Annotated in this window: 22 protein-coding genes and 1 pseudogene; 7 read left to right on the top strand and 16 right to left on the bottom strand. The window is 63.5% G+C overall.

Annotated features, from left to right (window positions below):
• Positions 1-91: 91 nt before the first annotated feature.
• The gene (locus DH10_RS13525; protein WP_192245463.1) at positions 92-376 is read left to right on the top strand and encodes a PilZ domain-containing protein; all 285 of its coding nucleotides are present in this window, start codon (positions 92-94) and stop codon (positions 374-376) included.
• 391 nt (positions 377-767) lie between these two features.
• Here DH10_RS13525 and ilvC read toward each other — a convergent pair whose 3' ends face one another.
• Together ilvC and DH10_RS13515 are read right to left on the bottom strand one after the other, a co-directional pair.
• A complete protein-coding gene (ilvC, locus tag DH10_RS13520; RefSeq protein ID WP_192245466.1) occupies positions 768-1,787 on the bottom strand; it encodes a ketol-acid reductoisomerase in 1,020 nt (339 codons plus the stop codon).
• 25 nt (positions 1,788-1,812) lie between these two features.
• Positions 1,813-2,481 (bottom strand): TetR/AcrR family transcriptional regulator, encoded by a 669-nt coding sequence (locus DH10_RS13515; RefSeq protein WP_192245468.1) that lies wholly within the window; start codon positions 2,479-2,481, stop codon positions 1,813-1,815.
• 129 nt (positions 2,482-2,610) lie between these two features.
• Here DH10_RS13515 and DH10_RS13510 point away from each other — a divergent pair, with 129 nt between their 5' ends.
• On the top strand, positions 2,611-3,045 hold the full coding sequence (locus tag DH10_RS13510) for an anthrone oxygenase family protein (protein ID WP_192245470.1): 435 nt from the start codon (positions 2,611-2,613) through the stop codon (positions 3,043-3,045).
• A 19-nt stretch (positions 3,046-3,064) separates the two neighbouring features.
• Here DH10_RS13510 and DH10_RS13505 read toward each other — a convergent pair whose 3' ends face one another.
• A complete protein-coding gene (locus DH10_RS13505) occupies positions 3,065-3,520 on the bottom strand; it encodes a MarR family winged helix-turn-helix transcriptional regulator (RefSeq protein WP_192245472.1) in 456 nt (151 codons plus the stop codon).
• Between the two features lie 96 nt (positions 3,521-3,616).
• Here DH10_RS13505 and DH10_RS13500 point away from each other — a divergent pair, with 96 nt between their 5' ends.
• Positions 3,617-3,922: a Rieske (2Fe-2S) protein gene (locus tag DH10_RS13500; RefSeq protein ID WP_192245474.1), complete on the top strand. Its 306-nt coding sequence runs from the start codon at positions 3,617-3,619 to the stop codon at positions 3,920-3,922.
• 1 nt (position 3,923) lies between these two features.
• Positions 3,924-4,643 carry a glutathione S-transferase family protein gene (locus DH10_RS13495; protein WP_192245476.1) on the top strand — a complete coding sequence of 240 codons (720 nt, stop codon included), beginning with the start codon at positions 3,924-3,926 and terminating at the stop codon, positions 4,641-4,643.
• Between the two features lie 50 nt (positions 4,644-4,693).
• Here the strand turns inward: DH10_RS13495 and DH10_RS13490 are convergent, their stop codons facing one another.
• Positions 4,694-5,104, bottom strand: coding sequence for a winged helix-turn-helix transcriptional regulator (locus tag DH10_RS13490; protein ID WP_126088566.1), 411 nt, complete (start codon positions 5,102-5,104; stop codon positions 4,694-4,696).
• Positions 5,105-5,270: 166 nt separating this feature from the next.
• On the opposite strand from DH10_RS13490, the gene DH10_RS13485 reads away from it, so the two are divergent.
• Positions 5,271-6,164 (top strand): SDR family oxidoreductase, encoded by an 894-nt coding sequence (locus tag DH10_RS13485; RefSeq protein ID WP_192245478.1) that lies wholly within the window; start codon positions 5,271-5,273, stop codon positions 6,162-6,164.
• A gap of 101 nt (positions 6,165-6,265) precedes the next feature.
• Here the strand turns inward: DH10_RS13485 and DH10_RS36910 are convergent.
• The 3 genes and pseudogenes from DH10_RS36910 to DH10_RS13475 form a co-directional block, all read right to left on the bottom strand.
• Positions 6,266-6,400, bottom strand: a pseudogene (locus tag DH10_RS36910) (NAD-dependent epimerase/dehydratase family protein); the annotation flags it as partial.
• Between the two features lie 129 nt (positions 6,401-6,529).
• Positions 6,530-8,449, bottom strand: coding sequence for a potassium transporter Kup (locus DH10_RS13480; protein WP_192245480.1), 1,920 nt, complete (start codon positions 8,447-8,449; stop codon positions 6,530-6,532).
• A 103-nt stretch (positions 8,450-8,552) separates the two neighbouring features.
• A complete protein-coding gene (locus DH10_RS13475; RefSeq protein WP_192245482.1) occupies positions 8,553-9,293 on the bottom strand; it encodes a pyridoxine 5'-phosphate synthase in 741 nt (246 codons plus the stop codon).
• Positions 9,294-9,538: 245 nt separating this feature from the next.
• Here DH10_RS13475 and DH10_RS13470 point away from each other — a divergent pair, with 245 nt between their 5' ends.
• The gene (locus DH10_RS13470) at positions 9,539-9,976 is read left to right on the top strand and encodes a SpoIIAA family protein (protein WP_192245484.1); all 438 of its coding nucleotides are present in this window, start codon (positions 9,539-9,541) and stop codon (positions 9,974-9,976) included.
• On the opposite strand, the gene DH10_RS13465 is transcribed toward DH10_RS13470, so the two are convergent.
• The 9 genes from DH10_RS13465 to DH10_RS13425 form a co-directional block, all read right to left on the bottom strand.
• Positions 9,939-11,066, bottom strand: a complete 1,128-nt coding sequence (locus DH10_RS13465) for an ATP-dependent DNA helicase (RefSeq protein ID WP_192245486.1) — start codon at positions 11,064-11,066, stop codon at positions 9,939-9,941. The two genes, DH10_RS13470 and DH10_RS13465, sit on opposite strands and share 38 nt — an antisense overlap.
• A 145-nt stretch (positions 11,067-11,211) precedes the next feature.
• Positions 11,212-11,562, bottom strand: a complete 351-nt coding sequence (locus DH10_RS13460) for a nitrile hydratase accessory protein (protein WP_376774829.1) — start codon at positions 11,560-11,562, stop codon at positions 11,212-11,214.
• Entirely contained in the window at positions 11,549-12,208 is a 660-nt protein-coding gene (nthB, locus tag DH10_RS13455; protein ID WP_192245491.1) for a nitrile hydratase subunit beta, read from the bottom strand. Before nthB ends, DH10_RS13460 begins: the two co-directional genes overlap by 14 nt.
• A gap of 13 nt (positions 12,209-12,221) precedes the next feature.
• Complete coding sequence (gene nthA / locus DH10_RS13450; RefSeq protein ID WP_192245493.1) at positions 12,222-12,827, bottom strand: nitrile hydratase subunit alpha; 606 nt, start codon at positions 12,825-12,827, stop codon at positions 12,222-12,224.
• A gap of 167 nt (positions 12,828-12,994) precedes the next feature.
• Positions 12,995-16,147 (bottom strand): efflux RND transporter permease subunit, encoded by a 3,153-nt coding sequence (locus DH10_RS13445; protein WP_192245495.1) that lies wholly within the window; start codon positions 16,145-16,147, stop codon positions 12,995-12,997.
• On the bottom strand, positions 16,144-17,421 hold the full coding sequence (locus DH10_RS13440; RefSeq protein ID WP_192245497.1) for an efflux RND transporter periplasmic adaptor subunit: 1,278 nt from the start codon (positions 17,419-17,421) through the stop codon (positions 16,144-16,146). The genes DH10_RS13445 and DH10_RS13440 overlap by 4 nt, the downstream gene beginning before the upstream one ends.
• A gap of 214 nt (positions 17,422-17,635) precedes the next feature.
• Entirely contained in the window at positions 17,636-18,232 is a 597-nt protein-coding gene (locus tag DH10_RS13435; RefSeq protein ID WP_192245499.1) for a LysE family translocator, read from the bottom strand.
• A 123-nt stretch (positions 18,233-18,355) separates the two neighbouring features.
• Positions 18,356-18,928, bottom strand: a complete 573-nt coding sequence (gene ilvN / locus DH10_RS13430; RefSeq protein WP_059185300.1) for an acetolactate synthase small subunit — start codon at positions 18,926-18,928, stop codon at positions 18,356-18,358.
• A gap of 135 nt (positions 18,929-19,063) precedes the next feature.
• The gene (locus tag DH10_RS13425) at positions 19,064-20,845 is read right to left on the bottom strand and encodes an acetolactate synthase 3 large subunit (RefSeq protein ID WP_192384793.1); all 1,782 of its coding nucleotides are present in this window, start codon (positions 20,843-20,845) and stop codon (positions 19,064-19,066) included.
• A gap of 337 nt (positions 20,846-21,182) precedes the next feature.
• On the opposite strand from DH10_RS13425, the gene DH10_RS13420 reads away from it, so the two are divergent.
• Positions 21,183-23,105, top strand: coding sequence for a sigma-54-dependent Fis family transcriptional regulator (locus DH10_RS13420; protein WP_192245504.1), 1,923 nt, complete (start codon positions 21,183-21,185; stop codon positions 23,103-23,105).
• The last annotated feature ends 79 nt before the right edge of the window (positions 23,106-23,184 follow it).

Genomic DNA, 23,184 nt, shown 5'->3' with positions numbered 1-23,184 from the left:
AATAACCTTAAATTTAGCGGGGGCGTCTATTGGTGATGCGATGCCCCCACATGACGATCGCGGAGCCGCGATCCGCTAGGACGTGCCCGCCATGGCTGAGAACGAGTTGAGAGGCAAGCACAGGCAGCGCGTGCTGAAAGGCGCGGCGATCCTGACCGGCATCAACAATTCCGAGGTCAAGTGCACGGTGCGCAACATGCATCCCGGCGGCGCCGAACTGAAAGTGCCGATCGAGGCGCGCGTGCCGGACGAATTCCTGCTTTACGTGGCGACCGACGGCATCGGCTACAAGGCGATCGTCCGCTGGCGCCGCGAGGACCGCATCGGCGTCGAGTTCACCGGCACCGGGCCGAAACCGCATTGGCATTATGGCTGAGCGCGAAAACGCCGGCGGATCGCTCCGCCGGCTTGATGTTTCACGACCGGAAGCTTGATGACAATTCGCCCTGCCGGGTCAGCTGGTGCGGGTTTCGAGAACCGGAGCGGAGCGGACATTGAAGTCCGTGAGCACCGGAAGCGCAGAAACCCGCGGCAGATGGCCGGCAGGGTAGAATTGGCGCAGGCTTCCTAGTTCTTGGCCTTGTCGACCAGCTTGTTCTTGGCGATCAGCCCGCGCGACCGCAGGGCGAAGCCCGAGGACGCGTAAGGCGGAAGAACGTGGATCGCCTTAGTTCTTGGCCTTGTCGACCAGCTTGTTCTTGGCGATCACCCCGCGCGACCGCGGGGCGAAGCCCGAGGACGCGCAAGGCAGAAGAACGTGGATTGCGTTAGTTCTTGGCCTTGTCGACCAGCTTGTTCTTGGCGATCCACGGCATCATCGCGCGCAGCTTGGTGCCGACTTCCTCGATCTGGTGGCTATCGTTCATGCGGCGGATGCCCTTGAAGCGCGACAGGCCGGCGCGGTACTCCTGCATCCATTCCGAGGTGAACTTGCCGGTCTGGATGTCCTTCAGGATGCGCTTCATCTCGGCCTTGGTGTCGGCGGTGATGATGCGCGGGCCCGAGACATATTCGCCCCATTCGGCGGTGTTCGAGATCGAGTAGTTCATGTTGGCGATGCCGCCCTCATAGATCAGGTCGACGATCAGCTTGACCTCGTGCAGGCACTCGAAATAGGCCATTTCCGGGGCGTAGCCGGCTTCCACCAGCGTCTCGAAGCCGGCGCGGATCAATTCGACCAGGCCGCCGCAAAGCACCACCTGCTCGCCGAACAAGTCGGTCTCGCATTCCTCGCGGAAGTTGGTCTCGATGATGCCCGAGCGTCCGCCGCCGACGCCGCACGCATAGGAGAGCGCGAGGTCGAGCGCGTTGCCCGAGGCATCCTGGTTGACGGCGACCAGGCACGGCACGCCGCCGCCCTTCTGGTATTCGCCGCGCACCGTGTGGCCGGGGCCCTTCGGCGCGATCATGACGACGTCGACCGAAGCCTTCGGCTCGATCAGGCCGAAATGCACGTTGAGGCCATGCGCGAAGGCGATCGCGGCGCCGTCACGGATATTCGGCGCGATTTCGTTCTTGTAGATATCGGCCTGCAATTCGTCGGGCGTCGCCATCATCATCAGGTCGGCCCATTTGGCGGCATCGGCCACGCTCATCACCTTGAGCCCGTCCGCCTCGACCTTCTTGGCGGTCGCTGAGCCGGCCTTCAGGCCGATGGCGATCTCCTTGACGCCGGAATCCTTGAGGTTGAGCGCGTGTGCCCGCCCCTGGCTGCCATAGCCGATGATGGCGACCTTCTTGCCCTTGATCAGATTGAGATCGGCGTCACGATCGTAATAGACACGCATTTCGTCTTCCTTCCCGTTTTGAAGATCAGAGGCCTTGCGGCCGGTTGTTTACCCCCCGGGTCTTTGACCCGTAGAGAGCGAGAAACTGCTGCGTCGCGCGGGCGGCGTCGCCGCCGATTGCCGCCTCGGTCAATTGCAGCCGGTCGCCGAGCAGAAGCCGGATCTGCACGTCGCGGCCGACCAGCCCGAAAAAGGTCCGGAACGCCGTCTCGGCTTCCTCGAAGTCGAGCAGCCCGGCCTGTCGTCCCGCTTCGAGCACCGGCTTCAGGCGCCTGGCCAGCGCGAAGCGGCCATTCTGCAGCACGATCGCGCCAAGGTCATCTTTCCCGGAACCGGCATGGCTGACCGCCACTCGGTTCAGCGCGACGGACGTGTCACTGGAAATCACCCTCAGCCAGTCGGACGCGAAGCGTTCGAGGCTTGCGGTCAGCGAAGCAAGGTCGAGGCCTTTGCGGTCGACCGGCGTCACACGCACCTTCGAGGCCTGCCACTGCACCGTTGCCGTCAGCAGCCCGTCGCGGTCGCCGAACCATTTGTAGAGCGTTTCCTTGGAGCAGCTTGCCCGCCGCGCCACCGCTGTCATGGTGAGGTTGTCGCCCTCCTCGACCAGCAGGCGAAGTGCCGCGTCCAGAACGGCCTGCTGCCGCTCGGTCAGCGCTTCGCTGTTGTCGATATCGGGCACGCTGTGCAACACACTTCCTTCGGGAGACGTTAACCACGGTCGGCAGGCGTACCGTACGTTACGGTTCGGCTTCTATGCCGTATTGCCGGCAGTCATGCAAGCGCTATTTTTCACCGATGGCTTCTCTTGCCGGAGGACGAGATGCGGGCCGGTCTGTTTGCCTTGGCTATTGCGGCCGCCTTCACCGGCGCCGCAGTCTATGTCAGCGTTGCGGAGCAGCCGGCGCGGCTTGGCCTTGACGACAAGGCATTGCTGCGGGAATGGCAGCCTTCCTACAAGCGCGGCGCCGCCATGCAGGCTTCCATTGCCATGGTCGCCTGCGTTCTCGGGCTGATTGCCTGGTGGCGAACCGGAGGACCTGGCTTTCTGGCCGGCGCAGTGGCGATCATCCTGCCCTGGCCATGGACACTGCTGGTGATGATGCCGACCAACCGTTTGCTGGAAGCGATGAAGGTCGAGGCCGACAATCCGCAGGCAAGATCAATGATCGTCAGATGGGGCAAAATGCATCTGGTCCGCGTCGCGCTTGGCGCGCTGGCGACGATCGCGTTTCTTTGGGCCTCGCATCTGCCCTGAAGGCCCGGTCGGCCGGCAATCATTCCATGATTGGCGCGTCGCGCAGCCTCCCAAGCAACCCGGCCAGCATCTCCAGTTCCTTGGCGGAAAGCTTGTCGCCCATCAGTTCCGATATGGCTTTTCCGTAGACAGCCCAAAGGCGGCGGCGCGTCTCCCGCCCCGCGGGTGTGATGCGCACGGTCTGGCCACGGCCATCGTCCGAGACGGGCAGCTTTTCCACCAAGCCATCCGCCTCCAGCCGGGCCAGCAGTCGCGAGACGTTGTACTGCGCCAGCAGGACGCGATCGATCAGCTCGAAGGGGCGCAAGCCGCCCTCACCCGCCTCGGCGAGCTCGTGCAGCACGTCGTACCAAGCAAGCGGCGGCAGACCGCCGGCCTTCAGGGCGTCCTCGGTCTTCTCGACCAGCTGGCGCGACACGCTCATCAGGCGGCCCCAGGTTTTGACGGCCTCGGGCGAAGGAGACTTCTTCGTCATGGCGGGATTCTATTCGATAGATGCAAATGCATCAAGCTTGACGATCGATGCAGATGCATCCATATAGATGCAATTACATCTATATGGAGTTCTCCGATGAAACACGAAATCTGTAAAGTGGCCGACATTCCGCAGACGGGCAGCCTGGTGGCGCCTTTCTTCGGCCGCGAGGTCCATGTCTGGCGTAGCGGCGAGCGCATCCGCGCCGCGGCCAATGCCTGCCTGCATTTCGGCGGACCGCTGGACTGCAAGGACGGCGCCTTGGTCTGCCAATGGCACGGCGCCCGCTTCGACATGGAAAGCGGCGAGCGGATCGAAGGCCCGGCACCGAAGGGCTCGCGCCTGATGTTCCTGTCGACCCTCGTCGAGGATGGCGCGCTGAACTATGTCTGGGGAGAGTGAGATGACGGCCAGACTCACCCTCGTCAGCCATCATCTTTGCCCTTACGTCCAGCGTGCGGCGATCGCGCTTGCCGAGAAAGGCGTGCTGTTCGAGCGCGTCGACGTTGACCTTGCCGACAAGCCGGACTGGTTCAAGGCCATCTCGCCGCTCGGCAAGGTGCCGCTGCTTCGTGTCCGGCGAGATGGCGCGGAGGAAGTCATTTTCGAATCGGCCGTCATCCTCGAATTCCTCGAGGAGACGGAGGCCAATCCGTTGCACCCGGCCGATCCGCTCATGAGGGCCAGGCACCGCGCCTGGATCGAATTCGGCTCGGCCATCCTCAATGCGATAGGCCGCTTCTATTCCGCGGCCGATGAGGCTGCGTTCTTCAAGGAAAGCAACGGCTTGTCGGAAATGTTTGGGCGTGTCGAGGCGGAGCTGTCGGCAAGGCAGGGCGGTCCGTGGTTCGCAGGTGACCGCTTCTCGTTGGTCGACGCCGTCTACGGGCCGATCTTCCGCTACTTCGACACGTTCGACAGGATCGTTGATTTCGGCATCCTGGAGGGAAAGCCTCTCGTCCAGGCCTGGCGCAAGGCGTTGAGCGAACGGCAATCGGTGAAGGAGGCTGTCACTCCGGGCTATCCGCTGCGGCTGCACGCCTTCCTGCGGGCAAAGGCGTCCTATCTGTCGCAGATGATCCGGCTGCAGGCCATTGCAGTTCCGCAGGCCCGATCGGCCTGAATGGATCGATCACCACTGGCGCTTTGAGGCTGTCGCCGATGGCGAATGCCTCAGGCCTGCGCGGCATCGAAGGCGGCGCGCGCCTCACGAACGGCATCGTGGTTGAGTTCGGCCCATTGGATAAGCATCTGCAACGGCGCGAACATCGAGCGGCCGAGATCGGTGAGGCTGTACTCGACGCTCGGCGGCTTGGTCGGAAAGACTTCGCGATGCACATAGCCGTCGCGCTGCAGGTCGTAGAGCGTCTGCGTCAGCATGCGCTGCGAGATATCGGGCACAAGGCGGCGCAACTCCCCGAACCGGTAAGGCTTCTCGGCCAAGGCCATGACCAGCAGCGAGCTCCATTTGCCGCTGATGCCCTGGATCACGTCGCGAACCGGGCAATCGGCGAAATTGCCGCCGCCGGTCATGGCCTTGTAGACCTCGAGCTTCGATTTCAGATTGAAGATCTTGCTGTCCATCGCGACATCCATTGGTCGAAGCGGCGACCGCCCGGTGGTTCCCCGGCTGTGCCTACCTCCCGAAAAACTGCCTTCTTTACGGCTTCCGGTCAATTCCTATTTTAGCGCTGGTCTCTTTTTGAGACCAAATATACCCGCCCTTCGACGCAATTTTCAGGAACCTCCCATGACCGAAACCCTCCTCGTCACCGGCGCTTCCGGCCATCTCGGCCGCGCCGTAATCAACCATCTGCTCGATGTGCAGAAAGTCGCGCCGGCGAATATCATCGCCACCACGCGCAATCCCGGAAACCTCGCCGACCTCGCGGCTCGCGGCGTCGCCGTCAGAGCGGCCGATTTCGACGATCCGGCATCGATCGAGACCGCATTCAAAGGCGCCGACCGGGTGCTGATCGTCTCGACCGGAGAGCTCGACCTCAAGAGCGACCGGCGCCTCAAACAGCATCAGGCCGCGGTGGCCGCTGCCAAGGCAGTCGGTGTCTCGCACCTGCTCTACACCTCGATGCCCAATCCCGAGCCGGTCTCGCCGGTGCTGTTTGCCGGCGACCACTACGGCACCGAGCAGGCGATCGAGGCGAGTGGCATTCCCTACACCATCTTCCGCAACGGCTGGTACCAGGAGAACCTGTTCATGGCGCTGCCACACGCCATTTCGTCGGGCAAGTGGTACACGTCGGCCGCCGACGGGCGCATCGCGCACGGCGCGCGCGACGACATGGCCGCCGCGATCGCCGCGAGCCTCGCTTCCGGCTCGACGGAGAGCCGCATCTACACGCTGACCGGCCCGCATGCTTACACCACGAACGAAATTGCCGCCTTGGTAACCGAAGTCACCGGCAAGCCGCTGGAGGTTATCCGATTGCCTGATGAGGCTCTGACCGAGGGCGTCAAGGCGGCCGGCCTTCCCGAGGATTTTGCTCGCATCATCGTCTCCTTCGACGCCAACACGCGCTCCGGCCGTATCGGCATGGTGACCGACGCGATCGAGACGTTGTCGGGTCGCAAGCCGCAGACGCTGAAGCAGTTCCTCGAAGCGAACAAAGCCGCTTTGCTCGGCTGAAACCGGCGCGCCCGGCGGCCGTTCTACCGGGCGCGCTATTTTGACTTTTGAGCAATCCGAGCCGGATCAGGCTTTCGCCGGTCGCAGCAAGCGCTTCCTCGCGCGATCGCATCGGCTTCGCGCTTGGCCGAGCGGACGGTCGTGCGTACGCGGTAGCCTGCCTTCAGACGCGCGAGGACGCAGTGAGCGCCGAGGAAGCCCGAGCCGCCGGTAACGAGCACCAACTCACCGCCCATGCCCGCCTCTGCCCCTCTACAGCGGTTCACCGTTTCACGAAACGCCGAACCGCCCCTTTGTCTTCACGCAATTCCTGACGGGAAACCGTTACACGCTTTTCCTGGAATTGCTCTAAGCGTTGCGGCCCCTCAAATGGCCACCTGCGTGCCGATCTCGACGACGCGTCCGGTGGGAATCTGGAAGTACTCTGTCGCATCCGCCGCTGTTTTCGCAAGCCCGATGAACAGCCGGTCCTGCCAGATGGGCATGCCGGAATTGGGCGAGGCCTTCAGCGAGCGCCGCGACAGGAAGAAGGACGTCGTCATGATGTCGAACTTCCAGCCCTGCTTGCGGCAGATCGCGAGCGCGCGCGGGATGTTCGGCTGCTCCATGTAGCCGAAGGTCAACGTCACCCGCATGAACAGTTCGTTGACCGTCTCCATCTTCACCCGTTCGCTGTCGGGCACCACCGGTTGCGGCGCAGTGACCACCGAAAGGATGACGTTCTGTTCGTGCAGCACCTTGTAGTGCTTGAGACTATGCATCAGCGCCGTCGGCGCACTCAGCGGGTCGCTGGTCAGGAACACCGCGGTGCCGGACACAAGCTGCGGTTTTTTCTTGAGAAGGTTCGCCGCCAGGAAGTCGAGCGGAATCTCGTTGCGGCGGGTCTTGTCGAACAGGTAGCGGCTGCCGCGCACCCAGGTCCACATGGCCATGACGATGGCGAAGCCCACCGCCAGCGACGACCAGCCGCCTTCGAACACCTTGACGATGTTGGAAGCGAAGAAGCCGATGTCGATGAGCGCGAACACTGCCGTCAGCGCGACCGCCGGCCAGATGTTCCACTTCCAGATGCGTGTCATGACGACGAACAGCAGCGTGGTCGTCACCAGCATGTTGCCGGTGACGGAAATGCCGTAGGCCGAGGCCAGCCTGCTGGATTCGCCGAAGCCGACCACCAGAAGCATCACCACCAGTGCCAGCAGCAAATTGACGCGCGGCATGAAGATCTGGCCGGACTGCTTTTCCGACGTGTGCAGGATCTCGAGGCGCGGCAGCATGTTGAGCTGTACGGCCTGTCTGGTCAGCGAAAAGGCCCCGGAAATCACCGCCTGGCTGGCGATGACCGTCGCAGCCGTCGCCAGCACCACCATCGGGATCAGCGCCCAGCCCTGATTCATCTCGAAGAACGGATGTCCGACTACACCTTTGTTTGCCAGTATGAAGGCACCCTGCCCGGCGTAGTTCAGCAGCAAGCAGGGGAACACGATCGCCAGCCACGCCATGACGATTGGCTTGCGGCCGAAATGGCCGAGGTCGGCATAGAGCGCTTCGGCCCCGGTGACGGCCAGGAAGACGGCGCCTATGGTCACGAAGGAGACATCGGGCGAATTGATCAGGAAGGCGACGATATGATGTGGGCTGATTGCCCAAAGGATTTCCGGATCGTCGATGATGTGGTTGAGACCGGATAGGCCGATGGCCAGGAACCACGCGGCGGTTACCGGGCCGAACACCAATCCGACGCCGCCTGTGCCGAAGCGCTGCACCGCAAACAGTATCGCCAGAATGACCAGTGTCAGCGGCACCACATAGGGCTGGAAGGTGGGTGTGACGACGTTCATGCCTTCGACCGCCGACAGCACCGAGATCGCCGGCGTGATCACGGCATCGCCGAAGAACAGCGACGCGCCAACGATGCCGATGCCGAGGATGATCGCCGAGCGCGCCGGGAAGCTGCCGCGCGCCAGCGCCATCAGCGACAGCACACCGCCCTCGCCGCGGTTGTCGGCACGAAGCACGAACATGATGTATTTTATCGTGACGGTAATGGTCAGCGACCAGATGATCAGCGACAGCACGCCGAGGATATCGCCACGAGTGGCCACTTCGCCACCGGACGAAGCGTGCAATGCCTCGCGCAACGCATAGATCGGGCTGGTCCCGATATCGCCATAGACCACACCGAGCGCGCCAAGCATCAGCATCTTGGTGCTGTGCTGCTCGACTTCAGAATGGCTCGATTGGTCGACGGATTCTGCCTCACTACCACTGTTGGTAAGGGCCATAAACGACACTCCGATAAACGCGCGGTGCTCTACGCTTGCTGCGATGCAATATCAAGTGCCCCAACGTGATGGCTCCCATGCCCGTCACGCGCAGCTCCTGAAGCTACCATCCGCAAGCCTTCAAGAACCGCCCAACCGTGCCGGCCATGCCATACTCCAGCGCATCGGCTGTCAACCCGTGTCCGATCGATACTTCGGCCAGTGCCGGGATGCGTTTGGCCAATGCCGGCAGGTTGGCCACGGTCAGATCGTGGCCGGCATTGACCTGGAGCCCCGCCGCGAGTGCCGCATCCGCGGTTTTTCCCAGTCTTTCCAATTCCTTGGCCGCCTTGGTGGAATCGGAATGGTAACCGCCATAGGGCCCGGTATAGAGTTCGATCCGGTCGGCGCCGGTATCGCGCGCGGCAGTCACGCCGACCGGATCGGCGTCGGAAAACAGCGACACCCGAAAACCGCCCTTCTTCAGCCGCTTGACGATCGGCGTCAGGAACGCCGCCTGTGCGGCGAAGTTCCAGCCGTGATCCGATGTTGCCTGCGCCGGGTCGTCGGGCACCAGCGTCACCTGCTCCGGCTGGTTCTTCTCGACAAGTGCCAGGAAATCCTCGGTCGGATAGCCTTCGATGTTGAATTCAGCCTTTGGGAACTCATCGTCGATCAGCGCCCTGATCTCCGGCAGGTCGGAATGTCTCGTATGCCGCTCGTCGGGACGCGGATGGACCGTCAGCCCATGCGCGCCGGCGGCAAGCGCGATGCGCCCGAGCCCCGTAACGCTCGGCCACGGCAGGTCGCGGCGATTGCGCAGCATGGCGACAGCGTTGAGGTTGACCGAAAGCTTTGCAGGCATGATCCGGCGTCCAGTTGGAGCAATTCCAGGAAAAGTGCGTAGCGGGTTTCCGTCCGGAATTGCGTAAGAACAAAATACTCAGAGCGGTTCGGCGGGCATCTATAGCGCCTTTGCAGGGAACAGATAGAGGGTTTCCGGTGTTCCAGGGGACGAGATGGTGGTTAAGGCTCTCTGTTTTAACGCAATTCCTGACGGAAAACCGTTTTGCACTTTTCCTGGAATTGCCCTAGCGCAAGGATTTGCCAGTGAATTTCCTCGAAGCCGTGCCGGCGATACGCCGCCTCGATACAAACCGTGACGCGCTTTTTGCCATCGACGTCGTCGGCGATGTTTCGCCGGCGGACGCGGAAAACCTTTTCGGCCTGCTCGAAGCAGCCTATGCCCTGCACCCGAGGATCGACGTGCTGGTGAGACTGACCGACGAGGAGAGCGTCGATTGGGCCAACATTTCGGAAGGTACGATCCGACAAGGAGTGGCCGACGCGCTGGAGCATGTCGTCCGTTGCGCGGCTATCGGGGAACCGCGCTGGGCGTCCCTTGTCGGGGGGTTCTTTCCGAAGGCTTTGCCGTTCGAGTTCAGGCATTTCGACAGTGACAACGAAGCCGCTGCCTGGCAGTGGCTCGGCGCCAGGCCGGCAAACGAAACTAGCGCACGATCGTCAACCGCTCGGCGGCGCGGGTGATTGCCGTGTAGAGCCAGCGCTGCCGCGTCTCCTTGAACGCCCAGCTCTCGTCGAACAGCACGACTTCGTTCCATTGCGAGCCTTGTGCTTTGTGGACCGTCAGCGCGTAACCATAGTCGAAGTCGTCGAAGCGCTTCTTCTGCTGCCACGGAATCTCGGCGTCCGGATCCTCGAACGCCGCCTTGAGCAGCTTGATCTTGGCGACGCTGCGGTCGGGATCGTCCTCTTCCGGCGAGACCAGCAGGTTGATGCCGGGCTTCACCGTCTCGCGCGACGAGGTCATCACCTTCCACAGCGAGCCGTTGAGCAGCCCCTTGGCCGGGTCGTTGCGCAGACAGACCAGCTTGTCGCCGGCCTGCGGAAAATCGGCGGAAAAACCCTTCAACTCACGCAGCCGCTGGTTATAGCGCCGGCGCGTGCGGTTTGTGCCGACCAGCACCTGGTCGGCCTTGAGCACAAGGTCCTGGGTGACCCCTTCCCTGCCGATCACCTGCGCCGTGCCGTAGTCGCCATGCATGAACTCGCGGCCTTCGCGCACGTCGAGCGCCAGCCGGATGATCGGATTGTCCTGCGCCTGGCGATGGATTTCGGTGAGCAGCACGTCCGGCTCGTGCTCGGTGAAGAAGCCGCCGCCCGAGATCGGCGGCAGCTGGGCGGGATCGCCAAGCACCAGGATCGGCGTGCCGAAGCTCATCAGGTCGCGGCCCAGCTGCTCGTCGACCATCGAGCATTCGTCGATGACGACCAGCTTGGCGCGCGCGATCGGGCTTTGCCGGTTGAGCGCGAAAGTCGGCGAGATCGACGTCTTGCCGGTCACCTCGTCCGAAACCGATTCCTCGCCCTTCGGCCTGTAGATCAGCGAATGGATCGTGCGGGCGTTGATGGCCCCCTTCGAGCGCAGCACCTGGGCGGCCTTGCCGGTGAAGGCGGCGAACTGCACCTGGCCGTCGACATGCTCGGCAAAATAGCGCGCCAGCGTCGTCTTGCCCGTGCCGGCATAGCCGAACAGGCGAAAGATCTGCGGCCGGCCGTCCTTCAGCCAGCGGCCGACCGCCTTCAAAGCCTCGTCCTGTTGGGGAGAGAATTCCATCAACGCGACAGACCGGATTCGCGAGCGAAATACAAGATTGGCGTCCCATCACCGGCGTCGCCGGTGACGATCTCATTTGTTACCAGCTCGGCACGCTATCAGGGGCAAACAAGAACGTAAAGGGAACAAGCCTGTCTTCGTTACGCTACCTGCCAGGGCCGGGATCGTTCTCAAGCAGGATTGGCTTGCCATGCGGTGTGGCGTGTGCGGCGCGCTCCCAGGCGGCCGCGAGCGCGTCGACTTCGCCCTTGCCGGCAACATCCTTTGTCGACAGCAATTTTTCCAGCGCCGCCAGCCAATGCTCGTAATAGTCGTGGCCGTCGCTCTCGGCGTCCGGCTTCTTCACCTCGGCGGACAGCGCGTCCGCCCATTCGCTCCACGAAAACAATCCCTTGTCGTGCAGCGCCACCGTCATGGCGAAGGCTTCCGCCTGCCATGGCTCGGCGAACACCGGATCATCGAAGCCGTCTGGCAGTTTGGCCTCATGCGGGCTCAAGATAGCTCTCCCAGGCATCGATCGAGACAACAAGCGTCGGATCGGCGCCCTCGCCCCAGATCTCGGCTCCGTCGAAAACCACCGTATAGACCCATTGCGGATTCTCGCCCCTGCCATGCGCGTTACTGTCGGGGAAGACGAAACCGTCGCGCACGGCCTCGATGGTGCCGCTCTTGCCGCGCGCATAGCGCGGCAGGCGCGTATGGCCGGTGGGATTGAAATTCTTCGTCCGCACGCGGTCGCCCGCCCGGAAGCGTGCCGGCGTGGCGACCGGACGATCGCACGGTCCGCCCTTGGCGAGCACCGCGGGCACATCCGCCGCCTTCAGCACTCTTTTCGGCGTCGCGGCCGCATCGACCGCCTTGCCGGCCACAAGGTCGCGCTCGGTGATGAAGCCGTGGCGCTTCAGCAGCACTTCCAGCGCCTTGATCCAGATCTGATAATAGCTGGACGCATAATAGTCGGCTGGATGCAGCGATTCCCGCGCATGCCGGCTCTCGTCGATATTCCAGGCGCCCATCGCGCCAGCGGTGAGCGTGACGCCCAGCGCGCGCTTCTCCCATTCGGCATGGAAATAGGGCTCGTCCTTCTCGGGCGCGACCGGCCCGAAACCCATCTGCCCGCCGAGATCCTGCGGCCCGTTCATTGAGCTTCCCCGTTCATGCCGGCTCCTTGGCCAGCGCCGTGCCGATCATCGCGTCGCGGCTGACCAGCCCGGCAAGCTGCTCCTCGCTCCAGCCGTCGGTTCCCTTCGGTCGCATCGGCACCACCAGATAGCGAAGCTCCGCCGTCGAATCCCAGACGCGGATCTTCCTGCCTGCGGGCAGCGTCAGCCCGAACTCCTCCAGTACCCCGCGCGGATCGATCACCGCGCGCGAGCGGTAGGGCGGCGCTTTATACCAGACCGGCGGCAGGCCGAGCACGGACCACGGATAGCAGGAGCAGAGCGTGCAGACGACGAGGTTGTGCGTGTCCTCTGTGTCGAAGACGGCCTGCATGTGCTCGCCCTGGCGGCCGGTGTAGGAGAGCGATCCGATCGCCGCCGTCGCGTCGCGCCTAAGCCAATCGGCATAAGCGGGATCGCTCCAGGCCTTGGCCACCACCCTGGCGCCATTGCGCGGGCCGATTTTCGTCTCGTAGGTATCGACGATGACGTCGATGGCCGCCGGGTCGATCAGGCCTTTCTGGGTCAGGATCGTCTCAAGCGCGCGCACGCGCGCCGCAAACGGGTCGAGCTCGTTGTCATGGTCGTGATCATGGGACATGACCTTGAGACTAGGATCGCGTGCTGTTCCCCGCAAGCACCACACCTTGGGCCAGAGGCGGCCGCTTCAAGCGAGACGGCTCTTCCTCGATCGCCATCTCGCTTGAAGAGTGTTGTTTTGGAGCATGATCTTCTCCGAAAAGTCTGCAACTTTTCGGAAATCATGCTCTATTCGGCGGCCACCTTTTTCGGTTCGGCCTCTTCCTCGAACAGCGAAGGCTGCTCGCTGCTTTCGACCGCATGCAGTGCCGGCCGGCTCTTCTTCGACGAGAAGCTGAGCAGCCAGCCGGAGAAGTTTTCGAAGTAAACGTAGATCACCGGTGTGACGAACAAAGTGAGCGCCTGCGAGGCAAGCAGGCCGCCGACCACGGCGACGCCGAGTGGCTGGCGCAGTTCGGCGCTTGCGCCGGTGCCGAGCGCGATCGGGAACGTGCCCATCAACGCTGCCAGCGTTGTCATCATGATCGGCCGAAAACGCATCAGGCAAGCCTTGTGGATGGAATCCTTGGCCGACATGCCTTGTCGTCTGAGCTCCAGCGCGACATCGACCATCATGATGCCGTTCTTCTTGACGATGCCGATCAGCATCAGGATGCCAATCACAGCAATGACCGAGATATCCATGCCGGCGAAGCGCAAAGCCAGCACCGCGCCGAGCACCGCCGACGGCAGACCGGTAAGGATGGTGAGCGGATGGATGAAGCTCTCATAGAGCATGCCGAGCACGATGTAGATCGTCAGGATCGCGCCGCCGATCAGCAGGCCCTGGTTGGCGAGCGAATCCTGGAAGGTCTTGGCGGTGCCGGCGAAGCTGGTCGAGATCGCCTTCGGCATGCCGATTTGCTCTTTCAGCTGGTCGATGCGGGTCACCGTGTCGCCGAGCGACACGCCCTGCGGCAGGTTGTAGGAGATCGTCACCGCCGGCAGCTGGCCGAGCTGGTTGACGGTCAGCGCGCCTGCCGTGCGATCGACATGGGCGAAAGCGCCGAGCGGCACCAGGCTGCCGCGCGCCGTCCTCACCTGGATAGCCAGCATGCGCTCGGGCGACCACGCCATCTTCGGATCGAGCTCGGTGATGACTTGATAGCTGTCGGCGGAGCCGAAGATGGTGGAAACCTGGTCGGTGCCGAAACCGCCGTAGAGGGCCGAGCGCAGAGTGTCGGTGTCGACGCCGAGCTGGGCCGCCTTGTCGCGGTCGACCACCAGCGTCGCCTGCAGGGCGTTGTTCTGCAGATCGCTGGTGACGTCGGTGAACGTCGTGTGGTCCGCCGCCATCGCATCATTGAGCTTCTGTGCCCAGATATCGGTCTGGCCCGTATCGAGGCCCTGAACCACGAGCTGGTAGGCGCTGGCGGACGAGCGCGAGCCCAGCCTGAGGTTCTGCACCGGCTGCATATAGGCCTCGATGCCCGGGACAGCGGCCAGCTGCCGCCGCAGGTCTGAAAGCACCTTCTCGATGCTGGGCCTCTGATCCTTGTCCTTCAGCTGCACGTAGAGCTGGCCCTGGTTCAGCGCGTTGTTGCCGCTACCGGCCGACCAGGCTACATGCGCGACATAAGGCGAATGCGCGAAGACGTTCGCCACCTGGCCCTGCAGCTTCGCCATGGCGTCGAAGGAGATGTCCTGCCGGGCCATCGTCGTCACCGAAATCTGGCCGATATCCTCCTGCGGGAAGAAGCCCTTCGGCGAGACCTGGATCAGCCAGACCGATGCCGCCGCCGTTCCGATGAAGACGAGGAATACGAAGAAGGTGTGCCGCAGGCAGAAGCTGAGCAACCAGTTGTAGCCGCGCGTGAACAAGTCATGGCCGTGGCCTTCGCTATGCGCCTCGCGATCGGCTTTCGTGACCGACAGCAGCCGCGAGCACAGCATCGGCGTCAACGTCAGCGACACGAACATCGACGCCAGGATGGCGACCGTCACCACGACCGCGAATTCGTTGAAGATGCGGCCGATGACGCCGCCCATCAGAAGCACGGGAATGAACACCGCCACAAGCGAGATCGAGATCGAGATGATGGTGAAGCCGATCTCGCGCGCGCCCTTCAGCGACGCGTCGAAGGCCGACAGCCCATCCTCCTCCATATGGCGGAAGATGTTTTCGAGCATGACGATGGCGTCGTCGACGACGAGGCCGACCGCGAGCGTGAGGCCCATCAGCGAGATGTTGTCGATCGAGAAGCCGAACAGGAACATCGCGCCAAGCGTCGCGATCAGCGAGATCGGCACCGCCACCGCCGGTATGATCGTCGCCGTTATCCTGCGCAGGAACACGAAGATCACCATCACCACCAGGGCGATGGTCAAGAGCAGCGTGAACTGCACGTCGTCGACAGCCTGGCGGATCGAAGTCGAGCGGTCGTTGAGCAGCTTGATGCTGGCCGCCGCCGGCATCTGGTCCTGGAAGGACGGCAGCATCGCCTTGACCTTGTCGACGACGTCGACGGTGTTGGCGTCGGGCTGGCGCTGCACGGCCATGATGATCGCGCGGGTACCATCGTACCAACTTGCGGTCGTGGTGGTCTGCACCGAATCGACGACGCGGGTCACCTCGCCCAGCCGCACCGGGTGGCCGTTCTTGGTGGCGATGATCAGGTTGGAGAACCCGGCGGCGTTGCCGAGCTGGGTGTTGGCGGTGATGGTGAGCTGCTGTTTGTCGTTCTGCAGCACGCCGAGCGGCGTGTTGCTGTTGGCCGACGCGATCGCCGCCTGCAGCTGATCGATCGAGATGCCGCGCGCGGCGAGCGCTGTCGGATCGATCTGAATGCGCACCGCATATTTCTGCTGGCCGAAGATCGAGACCTGCGCCACGCCGTCGATGGTCGACAGCGACGGCGAGATGACGTTCTCGGCGAAGGCATCGAGGTCCGTGAGCGGAACCGTGTCGCTGACCAGCGACATCAAAAGGATCGGCGCGTCAGCCGGATTGACCTTTCGATAGCTCGGCGGCGCGGTCATCTCCGGCGGCAGCGATTTTTGCGTGCGCGCGATCGCCGCCTGCACGTCCGCGGCCGCCGCGTCGATGTCCCGGTTGAGCACGAACTGGATGGCGATCGAGGTCTGGCCGAGCGAGTTGGTGGTCGAGATCGAATCGATGCCGGCGATGGTCGAAAACTGCTTGATCAGCGGCGTGGCCACCGAGGTCGCCATCGTCTCCGGCGAAGCGCCGGGCAGCGAAGCGGAAACATTGACCACCGGAAACTCGGCGCTTGGCAGCGCCGCGACCGGCAGGAACTTGTAGGCAAAAATTCCGCCCAGCACGAGGGCCAACGACATCAGCAGCGTGGCGACGGGCCTGCGTATGCAGAATTCGGAGATCATGGTCGCGCCCCGCCGGCCTTGTCGGCTTCCGCGACCTTGGGAGCGGCCTGATCGGTGCCGCTGCCGGCGGTCTTGCCTTCGTGGACGGCGGCGCCGTCCTTCAGCCTGGTCTGGCCTTCGACGACGACCTTCTCACCGCTCTTCAGCCCCTGGCTGATAGCGCTGTTTTCGCCTTCCGTCAGCGCCACCTGCACCGGCCGCATCTCCACCGTGTTGTCGGGCTTGACCACATAGACGAAGGAGCCCTTCTGGCTGGGCTGCACCGCAACCGTCGGAACCGAGGTCATCTGCGGCATCGTGCCGGCGTCGAGCACGACGTTCACATACTGGCCCGGCCAAAGCGAAAGATCGGAGTTCGGTATGCTCGCGCGCGTGGCGATGGTGCCCGAGGCGGTATCGACGCTGGAATCGACGAAGTCGAGCGTGCCCTTGCCGATCGGCGTCGGATCGCCGTCCTTGGTCAGCGTCACGTCCCCTTGCTGCGGATTCGCGAGCTCCTTGTGCAGCAAGGCAAGGTTGCTTTCCGGCAGAGTGAAATTCACCTGCAGCGGGTCCATTTGCGTGATGGTGACAAGTGGCGTCGTGCTGCTTGAGTTGCCGTTGCTGGTGGTGACGAGATCGCCGACGGAGACGTTGACCGCTCCGAGCCTGCCCGAGATGGGCGCGGTGATGGTCGCGTAGCTCAACTGGACCGTATCGGCGTCTATCGTCGCCTCGTCGGCATCGATGGTGGCGGCCGCCGCCTTTTGTGCCGCCAGCGCCTGATCGTAGGTCTGCTGCGTGCCCGCCTGCTTGGCGACGAGATCCTTGGCGCGCTGCAGATCGGCCTGGGCGCTGACCAGCATCGCCTGGTCCTTGGCCAGCGTCGCCTGGTCCTTGGCGAGCTGCGCCTTCAGCGAGCGGTCATCCAGCGAGAGCAGAAGATCGCCCGCTTTGACCATTTGCCCGTCCTTGACCGCGATCGACACGATCTGGCTGGACACCCGGGCATTGATGCTGACCACCGCCGGCGAGGAAACGAAGCCGATGGCATAGCGGCGGATCGGGAAGTCAGCGGTGGTTGCTGTCGCGGCAACGATCGAGGCCGAACGCGCGCGACCGCTGCCACTCTTCGGGTTGTCCGATGCCTTCGCCGTTTTGTCCGCGCTGCCCGTCGCTGCTTGCTGGCCTGAGATGAGCTGCTGGACCTTGCCCATCGCGGTTGGCGAAAGGTAGAGGCCGGCGCCCGCGAGGCAGGCCGCCGCGATGACTGCAAAGGCGATTTTTCCGCGCATCGACAACAAGCCTTATCACCCGACACGCCGAACCCGGTGGTCTATTCTAGCTCTATTCACGGCGCCTTGCCGCGATTTTCGCCGAATAGATAGGACAAGGCTTTGGCGGAAAAGGGCCAAAACGCGGTATTACGAAGATTTAATGTGCACTGCACAATCGCTGTGCACCCGGCTAACGTGCCGTGGCGGCCCTCGCATCAGGCTGAAAATGACCTCAGCGCAGCATTGGCCAAAGCGTCGCCGCCAACAGCAGACCCATGGCGATGTTGAACCATTTCAGGCGCACGGGATCCGACAGGAAGCCGCGCAGCGCGGTGCCGAACCCGGCCCAGACGGAGACGCTTGGCAGGTTGACGATGGTGAAGGCGATCGAGATCAGCGCCACCGAGACGAACGGATGGTCGGGGTTGGTGTAGACGGCCATGGCGGTTATCGCCATCACCCACGCCTTGGGATTGACCCATTGGAACGCCGCGGCGTCGATGAAGCGCATCGGCCGCGCCTCCGCACCGCTCTTGTCGCTCACCGAGCGTGACACGGCGATCTTCCAGGCGAGGTAGAGCAGGTAGGCGGCGCCAGCGATTTTCAACGCCGTGTGCAGCGCGGGAACCGCCGTCAGCACCGCGCCGAGCCCGAAGCCGACGGCCAGCAGCAGCACCAGGAAGCCAATGCTGATGCCCAGCATGTGCGGAACGGTCCTGACGATGCCGAAATTGACCCCGGACGTCAGCAGCATGAGGTTGTTGGGCCCCGGCGTGATCGAGGTCACGAAGGCATAAACCAAGAGAGCAAGGAACGCGTTGAGAGACATCGTATCCTCCCTAGATATGTCAGCCTTATTGTCCTTTTTTTGCAGGCGCGCGAAAGCCACGGACGGGCGACTGCAGGACCAGAGAGGGGAACTGTAGCAGTGCGAGTGGCGGTTGCCGCGCGCTCACATGCCCTGCGGGCCACGGTTCATCGCCGCCACGCCGGTGCGGCAGATTTCGACGAGGCCGAGCGGCTTCATGATGGCGATGAACTGATCGAGTTTGGAACCCTTGCCGGTGATCTCGAAGATGAAATGCTCGGTATTGGCGTCGATGACGCTGGCCCGGAAGGCATCCGCCAGCCTCAGCGCCTCGACACGCGCGTCGCCGGTGCCGGCGACCTTGACCAGCGCGAGTTCCCGCTCCAGCGGCCGCTCCTGGCCAAGTTCATGCGAGCGCACGGTAAGGTCGACGACGCGGTGCACCGGCACGATACGCTCAAGCTGGTGCTTGATCTGCTCAAGCACATGCGGCGTGCCGCGCGTCACGATGGTGATGCGCGACAAATGCTTCTCGTGCTCCGTCTCGGAGACGGTAAGGCTTTCGATGTTGTAGCCGCGTCCCGAGAAAAGGCCGATGACGCGGGCAAGCACGCCTGGTTCGTTGTCGACCAGCACGGAAAGCGTGTGCGTTTCCGGCTTCTCAGTTTCCTTGGCGATGAAATAGGCGGAGCCGGTCGGCTGGAGCTGTGCGTTCATGACATGACTCTCGATTTCAAACTTTTGCGCTAATTCTCTGTTTCCACACGGCTTCCCGCCGCAGGCTCCAGCAATTCCAGGAAAAGCGCATAGCGGTTTTCCGTCCGGAATTGCGTAAACATTCAGAGCCCTCGGCTACACCAGTTCCCTGCCCTTGGCGTCGATGGCGTTAGCCACCGCTTCGTCCGTCGCCTCGTCGGGCAGGAGCATCTCGTTGTGCGCCTTGCCGGAAGGGATCATCGGGAAGCAGTTGGCTAAAGTCGCCACGCGGCAGTCGAACAGCACCGGCTTCTTCACCGAGATCATTTCGCGGATCGCGTCGTCCAACTCGTCCGGCTTGTCGCAGCGGATGCCGTGGCCGCCATAGGCTTCCGCCAGCTTGACGAAATCCGGCATCGCCTCGGTGTAGGAATGCGACAGCCGGTTGCCGTGCAGCAGCTGCTGCCACTGGCGCACCATGCCCATATACTGGTTGTTGAGGATGAAGATCTTGATCGGTGCCTCGTACTGCACCGCCGAGCTCATCTCCTGCATCGTCATCTGCACCGAAGCGTCGCCGGCGATGTCGATGACCAGCGCGTCCGGATGCGCGATCTGCACGCCGAGCGCCGCCGGCAGGCCGTAGCCCATCGTGCCCAGCCCGCCCGACGTCATCCAGCGGTTGGGCTTGTCGAAATGATAGTGCTGCGCCGCCCACATCTGATGCTGGCCGACCTCGGTGGTGATGTAGGTGTCCATGTCCTTGGTCAACGCATAAAGCCGCTGGATGGCGTATTGCGGCATGATCACGTCGTTGTTCATCTTGTAGGCGAGCGAGTCCCGCGCGCGCCATTTCGCGATCTGCTCCCACCACGGATAGAGCGCCTTCTTGTCGGCCTTGGCGGTCGCCCGCCACAGCCGCACCAGATCCTCCAGCACCCGGCCGACATCGCCCAGGATCGGCACGTCGGCATGGACGTTCTTGTTGATCGAGGACGGATCGATGTCGATGTGGATCTTCTTCGAGTTCGGCGAAAACGCAGTGAGCCGGCCCGTGATGCGGTCGTCGAAGCGCGCGCCGATGCAGATCATCACATCGCAATCATGCATCGCCATATTGGCTTCGTAGGTGCCGTGCATGCCGAGCATGCCGACCCAGTTCTTGCCCGAGGCCGGATAGGCGCCGAGCCCCATCAGCGTCGTGGTGATCGGGAAGCCGGTGAGATCGACCAGCTCGCGCAGCAGGTGGCTGGCTTCCGGACCGGAATTGATGACGCCGCCGCCCGAATAGATGATCGGCTTCTTGGCGCCGGCCATCAGCTCGACGGCAGCTTTGACCTTCTCCAGATCGCCCTGGACCTTCGGCTGGTAGCTGGTGCGCGGCGCCGTCTGCGGCGGCACGTAGATGCCCTTGGCGAACTGCACGTCCTTCGGAATGTCGACCACGACCGGGCCGGGGCGCCCGGTGGTCGCCACATGGAAGGCCTCGTGGATGGTGGCGGCAAGCTCATTGACGTCCTTCACCAGCCAGTTGTGCTTGGTGCAGGGCCGCGTGATGCCGACCGTATCGCATTCCTGGAAGGCGTCGGAGCCGATCAGCGAGGTCGGCACCTGGCCGGTGAGACACACCAGCGGAATGGAATCCATCAGCGCGTCCTGCAGCGGCGTCACCGCATTGGTGGCGCCGGGGCCGGACGTCACCAGGAGCACACCGGCCTTGCCGGTCGAACGCGCATAGCCTTCGGCCGCGTGGCCGGCGCCCTGCTCGTGTCTGACCAGAATGTGCTCGACCTCGTCCTGCTGGAATATCTCGTCATAGATCGGAAGGACCGCACCGCCCGGATAGCCGAAGACGTGCTTGACGCCATTGTCCTTCAGCGCCTGCACCACCATTTCGGCGCCAGTCATTTCACGCCGTTCGTTCTGTCCACTGCTCATCGGTCTGGTCCCGTACTGTTCGCCGTCTGGCGATTTGCTGGTCGTTTAGTTGGATTTTGGGCAATAAAAAAGGCCCCCGAGGGAGCCTGTGGGATGCGCATGGGAGGTTTTCGCCCGGCGGTTACACCGCCTTGCCCACGCGCCAACCTACGAGAATGAGTGCTGTTTTCATGGCCGCGGACAATAAGGGCCAAAGCGCGGACTCGTCAATGGGGTGCCGCGCGAATTCACCCGCCTGTGAAATCGGCGCCGTCGCGCGCTACCATAGTACAGTTGAGCGGGTGCCGCCGAGACACCACTATGCGGTCGCAAAGGACGTTGGCTGCGAGGAGGACGCATGGCTGGCGAACGGGAGCATATCCGCGAGATCGAGCAGGTCCTGTCTGGTGCGCGATCGGCCCGCGACGACATCGTCGTGCAGTCCTGGCTGCGTTGCGTCGACACGCACCGCCTCGATCCTGCCCGGCCAACCGAAGCCTATATTGTTCCCGACACCCAGTTGCGCGAGCACCGCGAGCAATCCGAGCGGCTGATCGCGATTGCCCGCAGCGGCCTAGAGACGCTGTTCAAGCAGGTGGCTGGCCAGAACTACGTCTTGCTGCTGGCCGACGCCAAAGGGGTCACCGTCGATTTTCTCGGCGATCCGCTGTTCATGGACCAGTTGCGCAAGGCCGGGCTCTATCTCGGCTCGGAATGGTCGGAGAGCCGCACCGGAACCTGCGGCGTCGGCTCCTGCATCGTCACCGGCGAGGCAATGACCATTCATCAGACCGACCATTTCGACACCACCCATACGCCGCTTTCCTGCACCGCCGCGCCGATCTTCGACACCAAGGGCGAACTGACCGCCGTGCTCGACATTTCGCTGCTGCGTTCGCCGCAGCCGAAGGGCAGTCAGAACCTCGCGCTGCATCTGGTGACTGCCTCCGCGCGCCGCATCGAGCTCGCCAATCTGATGGCGCAGATGCACTCCGAATGGGTGTTGCGCTTCTCGCGTTCGCCTGAATTCCTCGACGTCGATCCGGAGGCGGCGATCGCGCTCGATGCCTCGGGCCGCATCCTCGGCACGACACGCGGCGCAGCGCTGCTTCTGGCGCAGGCCGGCGGTGTCGACTGGAGGCACTCGCCTTCCCCGATCGGCCAGCCGATCTCGCACTATCTCGACATGGGCATCGACGAACTGCCGAACCTGACGCGGGGGCGTCCGACCGAGGAGCGGCTGGTGTTCGGCCGCAACGGCAGCGCCCTCTTCGCGCACGCCATCGAGCCGCAGCCGCAGAGCATGCGCCGCGCTCCCACTGAAGTGCTGCCGAAGCCGATTGCCGAGCTTTCGGGCGGCGATCCGGCAATGGCGGCAATGCAGGTCAGGGCCGCCAAGCTGGCGCGCACGCCAATTCCGATCCTGATCCATGGCGAGACCGGCTCCGGCAAGGAGGTTCTCGCCCGCGCGATCCATGACAGCTCCGGGCGCATTGGCCCGTTCGTTGCCATCAACTGCGCGGCCATTCCGGAGCATCTGATCGAGAGCGAATTGTTCGGGCACATGGCGGGCGCCTTCACCGGGGCCGCGTCCAGGGGGCGCAAAGGGCTGATCGAGAGCGCCGACGGCGGCACCCTGTTCCTCGACGAGATCGGCGACATGCCCTATGCGCTGCAGTCGCGGCTGTTGAGGGTGATCGCCGAGCGCGAATTGGTCCCGGTCGGCGGCACCGAGCCGCGATCCGTGGACATCAAGGTCATCTCGGCTTCGCACTATGACCTGCGCAAGCTTGTCGCCGAGGGCCGTTTCCGCGAGGATCTGTTCTACCGGCTGAACGCCGCCTCGCTGGCCTTGCCGGCGCTGCGCGAGCGCACCGATTTCGAATGGCTGCTGGACCGGCTGGTGAGCGAGCGCGCACGCCTTGCCGGTCGGCCGGCGAAACTGTCGCCGGCGGCGCGGCTGGTACTGATCCGCCACGGCTGGCCCGGCAACATCCGCGAGCTCGTCAATGCCATCGATCTGGCCGTGGCGCTTTGCGACGATGGCACGATCCAGCCCGCCGACCTGCCCGACTTCGCGATGCCCCATGTGGCGCCATCGGTCCCGCACGCGAAGCTTGTCGCGCTACGGCCGCCCTCGCCCGGTGAAGAGCGAGAGGCGCTATTGAGCGCGCTTGTGGCGGCAGGCTGGAACATCTCCGAGGCCGCGCGCCGCCTTGGGGTCGACCGCACAACGGTGCATCGCCGGATGAAGCGCCTGCGCCTGGAAGCACCGAACTAGCGTTGCAGCGGCTGTGGCGCGTTGTAGCACGCGCAACACCCGGCGCAACAGGCGAGATCCCGAGGGACTGTAACCGGGG

The organism is Mesorhizobium silamurunense, assembly GCF_014843825.1.
GTDB classification, from domain to species: Bacteria; Pseudomonadota; Alphaproteobacteria; order Rhizobiales; family Rhizobiaceae; genus Mesorhizobium; species Mesorhizobium silamurunense.
Note: the sequence above shows the minus strand (reverse complement) of the source record. Positions and strands in the feature narration are given on the sequence as shown.